This window comes from Pedobacter boryungensis, from assembly GCF_013204825.1.
GTDB lineage: Bacteria > Bacteroidota > Bacteroidia > Sphingobacteriales > Sphingobacteriaceae > Pedobacter > Pedobacter boryungensis.
In genome coordinates, this window is record NZ_JABMKV010000006.1 from 1 (window position 1) to 5,798 (window position 5,798).

The window sequence follows — 5,798 nt, forward strand, 5'->3', positions numbered from 1 at the left end:
ATTATTGGATTTTAATAAAACAAGAAAGCCCTGCAGCGTTAGCTACAGGGCTTCTTTAGGATCTGGCACCGACCTACTCTCCCACATGTTACTGCAGTACCATCGGCTCTGGCGGGCTTAACTTCTCTGTTCGGAATGGGAAGAGGTGGACACCGCCGATATAGGCACCTGAATATCTTTAATGTTCCATCTGGAACAGAATGACATATTATTGAAAGAAGTTATTTTGGAAGAGCAAACAACGTTCTGCTCTTGAAAGCTTCGGATGATTAGTATTACTCGACTGTGCTGTCACCAGCTTTACATCTGTAACCTATCGACGTAGTAGTCTTCTACGGTCCTATATGGAATTCTCATCTCGTGGCTAGTTTCGCACTTAGATGCTTTCAGCGCTTATCTATCCCCAGCGTAGCTACTCTGCAATGCCCCTGGCGGAACAACAGATTCACTAGAGGCTAGTCCAACCCGGTCCTCTCGTACTAAGGTCAGCCCCACTCAAAATTCCTACGCCCACAACAGATAGGGACCGAACTGTCTCGCGACGTTCTGAACCCAGCTCGCGTGCCACTTTAATCGGCGAACAGCCGAACCCTTGGGACCTTCTCCAGCCCCAGGATGTGACGAGCCGACATCGAGGTGCCAAACCTCCCCGTCGATATGAGCTCTTGGGGGAGATCAGCCTGTTATCCCCAGCGTACCTTTTATCCTTTGAGCGATGGCCCTTCCATGCAGAACCACCGGATCACTATATCCGTCTTTCGACCCTGCTCGGCTTGTCTGCCTCACAGTCAAGCAAGCTTATGCTATTGCACTCCGCGTACGGTTACCAAGCGTACTGAGCTTACCTTTGAAAGCCTCCGTTACCTTTTTGGAGGCGACCACCCCAGTCAAACTACCCATCAAACAATGTCCCCCGCTGGGCGGGGTTAGACACCGAATACAAAAAGGGTGGTATTTCAACGTTGGCTCCACGACGCCTAGCGACGCCGCTTCAAAGCCTCCCACCTATCCTACACATCCTGTATCCAATGTCAATGTTAAATTGTAGTGAAGGTGCATGGGGTCTTTCCGTCCCGTTGCGGGTACCCGGCGTCTTCACCGGGACCACAATTTCACCGAGCTCATGGCTGAGACAGCGCCCAGATCGTTACACCATTCGTGCAGGTCGGAACTTACCCGACAAGGAATTTCGCTACCTTAGGACCGTTATAGTTACGGCCGCCGTTTACTGGGGCTTCGATTCAATGCTTCTCCTTGCGGATGACATCCCCTCTTAACCTTCCAGCACCGGGCAGGTGTCAGGCCTTATACTTCATCTTTCGATTTTGCAAAGCCATGTGTTTTTGTTAAACAGTCGCCTGGGCCTTTTCACTGCGGCTGATATTGCTACCAGCGCCCCTTCTCCCGAAGTTACAGGGCCATTTTGCCGAGTTCCTTAGCCATGATTCACTCGAGCACCTTAGAATTCTCTTCCCGGATACCTGTGTCGGTTTGCGGTACGGGTTTTTATAACCTGAAGCTTAGCGGTTTTTCTTGGAAGTCTGATTACCTGCACTATCCACTCACCCGAAGGCTTGCGGTACTATCAGCGTTCAGCAAGACCGGCGGATTTGCCTACCAGTCTTATACCTACAGCCTTTAACGATCTATTCCGTCAGATCGCGGCAGTGTCACTACTCCGTCCCCACATCGCAGTTATAAAAAGTACGGTAATATTAAACCGTTGTCCATCGAATATCCCCTTCGGGTTCTCCTTAGGCCCCGACTAACCCTGATCCGATTAGCGTTGATCAGGAAACCTTATCCTTTCGGTGGGCGGGTTTCTCTCCCGCCTTATCGTTACTTATGCCTACATTTGCTTTTCCAGAAGCTCCACCATAGCTCACGCTACAACTTCGCTGCCGCTGGAATGCTCCCCTACCGTAATATTAATATTACCCATAGCTTCGGTATACCACTTAATGCCCGTTTATTATCCATGCACGATCGCTCGACTAGTGAGCTGTTACGCACTCTTTAAATGAATGGCTGCTTCCAAGCCAACATCCTAGCTGTCTATGCAATCGCACCTCGTTAGTTCAACTTAGCGGTAATTTAGGGACCTTAGCTGATGGTCTGGGTTCTTTCCCTCTCGGCGCGTGACCTTAGCACCCCGCGCCTCACTGCAGACCATATTATATAGCATTCGGAGTTTGTCTGGATTTGGTAGGATTTGACTCCCCCGCACCCAATCAGTAGCTCTACCTCTATATAACTTAATGTCCACGCTGTTCCTAAAAACATTTCGGGGAGTACGAGCTATTTCCCAGTTTGATTAGCCTTTCACCCCTACCCACAGATCATCCGGAAACTTTTCAACGTTTATCGGTTCGGTCCTCCAGTACGTGTTACCGCACCTTCAACCTGTCCATGGGTAGATCACAAGGTTTCGCGTCTACCTCCCCTGACTATACGCCCTATTCAGACTCGCTTTCGCTTCGGATCCGTGTCTTAAACACTTAACCTTGCCAGAGAAGAGTAACTCGTAGGCTCATTATGCAAAAGGCACGCCGTCACGCCACCTGGACGCTCCGACCGCTTGTAAGTATACGGTTTCAGGTTCTATTTCACTCCCCTGTTCGGGGTTCTTTTCACCTTTCCCTCACGGTACTGGTTCACTATCGGTCTCTCAGGAGTATTTAGCCTTACCGGATGGTGCCGGCAGATTCCCACAAGGCGTCTCCGACCTCGCGGTACTCAGGATACTACTAGACTAATGGTACTTACGTGTACGAGGCTATCACTCTGTATCGCCGGGCTTCCCATCCCGTTCCACTTCATTGCATTATAATCACATCGTAGTCCTACAACCCCAGTCATGCCGTAACATGGCTGGTTTGGGCTCTTTCCCTTTCGCTCGCCACTACTTAGGAAATCATTATTATTTTCTCTTCCTCTGCTTACTTAGATGTTTCAGTTCGGCAGGTTTGCGCACTATGTGCGACTAGTCTTCAACTAGCCAGGTTTCCCCATTCGGAAATCCGCGGATCAATTCATATTTGCTGATCCCCGCGGCTTATCGCAGCTTATCACGTCCTTCATCGCCTCTGAGAGCCAAGGCATCCCCCGTATACTCTTTCTTACTTTCTTCTCTATATAGCCTTTTGCGCCTATATAAATGCTTTTTTGATCTGTCGTTATCTTATCGCCCCCGAGGGAGCTCAAAGCTAACAACGTCTCTATTGTTGTTTGCTCTTCTTTTTTAACTTCTTCCAATATGTCAAAGAACTTTTCAATCCCGGATACCCCTAAAGGTATCTATTATAAACGTGCCTTTTGTAACAGGCACCGGTGATGGTGGAGAATAACGGAGTCGAACCGTTGACCTCCTGCGTGCAAGGCAGGCGCTCTAGCCAGCTGAGCTAATCCCCCAAAAAAACTTCCGCTTTTGTAGTCCCGTCCAGATTTGAACTGGAGACCCCTACATTATCAGTGTAGTGCTCTAACCAGGCTGAGCTACGGGACTTTTTGTTAGTTTGCAGTGTTCAATCCACAGTTTCAGATTAAACTGCTTACTGTTAACCGCCAACTGAAAACCTATCTGTCCCTGCTTCTTCTGCAGAACCACTGATGGCTTCATCTTCTGGGTTTTTCCTTTAGAGATATGTATCATTTTTTACGCAGCGAGTAGTCTTTCCTACTCCAGAAAGGAGGTATTCCAGCCGCACCTTCCGGTACGGCTACCTTGTTACGACTTAGCCCCAGTTATCGGTTTTACCCTAGGACGCTCCTTGCGGTTACGTACTTTAGGTACCCCCAACTTCCATGGCTTGACGGGCGGTGTGTACAAGGCCCGGGAACGTATTCACCGCATCATTGCTGATATGCGATTACTAGCGAATCCAACTTCAAGAGGTCGAGTTGCAGACCTCTATCCGAACTGTGAATGGCTTTTTGAGATTTGCTTGCTGTTGCCAGCTTGCTGCCCTCTGTACCATCCATTGTAGCACGTGTGTAGCCCCGGACGTAAGGGCCATGATGACTTGACGTCGTCCCCTCCTTCCTCTCTGTTTGCACAGGCAGTCTGTTTAGAGTCCCCACCATAACGTGCTGGCAACTAAACATAGGGGTTGCGCTCGTTGCGGGACTTAACCCAACACCTCACGGCACGAGCTGACGACAGCCATGCAGCACCTAGTTTCGTGTCCTTGCGGACGCATCCATCTCTGGATACTTCACTAACTTTCAAGCCCGGGTAAGGTTCCTCGCGTATCATCGAATTAAACCACATGCTCCTCCGCTTGTGCGGGCCCCCGTCAATTCCTTTGAGTTTCACTCTTGCGAGCGTACTCCCCAGGTGGAATACTTAACGCTTTCGCTTAGCCGCTGACTGTGTATCGCCAACAGCGAGTATTCATCGTTTAGGGCGTGGACTACCAGGGTATCTAATCCTGTTTGATCCCCACGCTTTCGTGCCTCAGCGTCAATTGCACCATAGTAAGCTGCCTTCGCAATCGGTGTTCTGTGACATATCTATGCATTTCACCGCTACTTGTCACATTCCGCCTACCTCTAGTGTATTCAAGCCCATCAGTATCAAGGGCACTGCGATAGTTGAGCTACCGTCTTTCACCCCTGACTTAACAGGCCGCCTACGCACCCTTTAAACCCAATAAATCCGGATAACGCTTGGATCCTCCGTATTACCGCGGCTGCTGGCACGGAGTTAGCCGATCCTTATTCCTTCGGTACATTCAGCTACTTACACGTAAGTAGGTTTATTCCCGAATAAAAGCAGTTTACGACCCAGAGGGCTGTCTTCCTGCACGCGGCATGGCTGGTTCAGAGTTGCCTCCATTGACCAATATTCCTTACTGCTGCCTCCCGTAGGAGTCTGGTCCGTGTCTCAGTACCAGTGTGGGGGGTCATCCTCTCAGATCCCCTAGTCATCGTGGTCTTGGTGGGCCGTTACCCCGCCAACTAACTAATGACACGCATGCTCATCTCTATCCTATAAATATTTGATCATTGTACGATGCCGTACTGTGATTTTATGCGGTGTTAATCCGAATTTCTTCGGGCTATCCCCCAGATAGAGGTAGATTGCATACGCGTTACGCACCCGTGCGCCGGTCTCATGGAAGCAAGCTCCCACTACCCCTCGACTTGCATGTATTAGGCCTGCCGCTAGCGTTCATCCTGAGCCAGGATCAAACTCTCCATTGTAAAATGTGTTGTTTGAACACTGACCATTCTTATTCTAGTGTTGTTAAAAATTAAATAGTCTTGTATTCTATTATGTTGTCTGATAGAATAGACTTAAGAAACAGCTTGGTGTCATGTACTTTGAAATCGTACTGTTTGCCCCGCTGCGTTGTATAAATGATATCTCTTTAATGAACTTTTCGATCGTACCTCGCGGCGATCTGTATATGTTGCAATTCGTTGCTGTGTTTCGGCGGTCTTAATGTTCCGCTTCTGTTCGGCAATTCACTGTTTCAATCTTGTTTATTCGCTTTCTCAACATCCGTTGATCGGCTCCCGTTTCGTTTGGGACTGCAAAGGTAGGAAACTTTTTTAAACCTGCAAACTTTTTTTTTATTTTTTCGAAACTTTTTTTCGTCCCGTATGTTTACTTGTTGTCGTCTCTGTTATTTCAAAACCCATCTCTCCAAATCCCCTCTCTTTTCCCTTTTGTCGTTACCTCCGTAGCGGGTTGCAAAGGTAGGAAACTTTTTAGCTTCCCAAAACTTTTTTTAAAGTTTTTTTCGCCCTATCCGTAAGTGGCTAAATACTAGCCGTTTTACTTTCAATCCCCT

2 tRNA genes and 3 rRNA genes are annotated in these 5,798 nt (G+C 48.6%); all 5 read right to left on the reverse strand.

What is annotated here, in order from left to right:
- Positions 1–60 precede the first annotated feature (60 nt).
- Positions 61–172: ribosomal RNA gene (gene rrf / locus HQN85_RS15630) — 5S ribosomal RNA — on the reverse strand.
- 78 nt (positions 173–250) lie between these two features.
- Positions 251–3,129 (reverse strand): 23S ribosomal RNA (locus HQN85_RS15635).
- A gap of 205 nt (positions 3,130–3,334) precedes the next feature.
- Positions 3,335–3,411 (reverse strand) — tRNA-Ala (locus tag HQN85_RS15640).
- Between the two features lie 19 nt (positions 3,412–3,430).
- A tRNA-Ile gene (locus HQN85_RS15645) sits at positions 3,431–3,505 on the reverse strand.
- Between the two features lie 180 nt (positions 3,506–3,685).
- Positions 3,686–5,205: ribosomal RNA gene (locus HQN85_RS15650) — 16S ribosomal RNA — on the reverse strand.
- Together the 16S, 23S and 5S rRNA genes with 2 tRNA genes alongside form the textbook arrangement of a ribosomal RNA operon.
- Between the last annotated feature and the right edge of the window lie 593 nt (positions 5,206–5,798).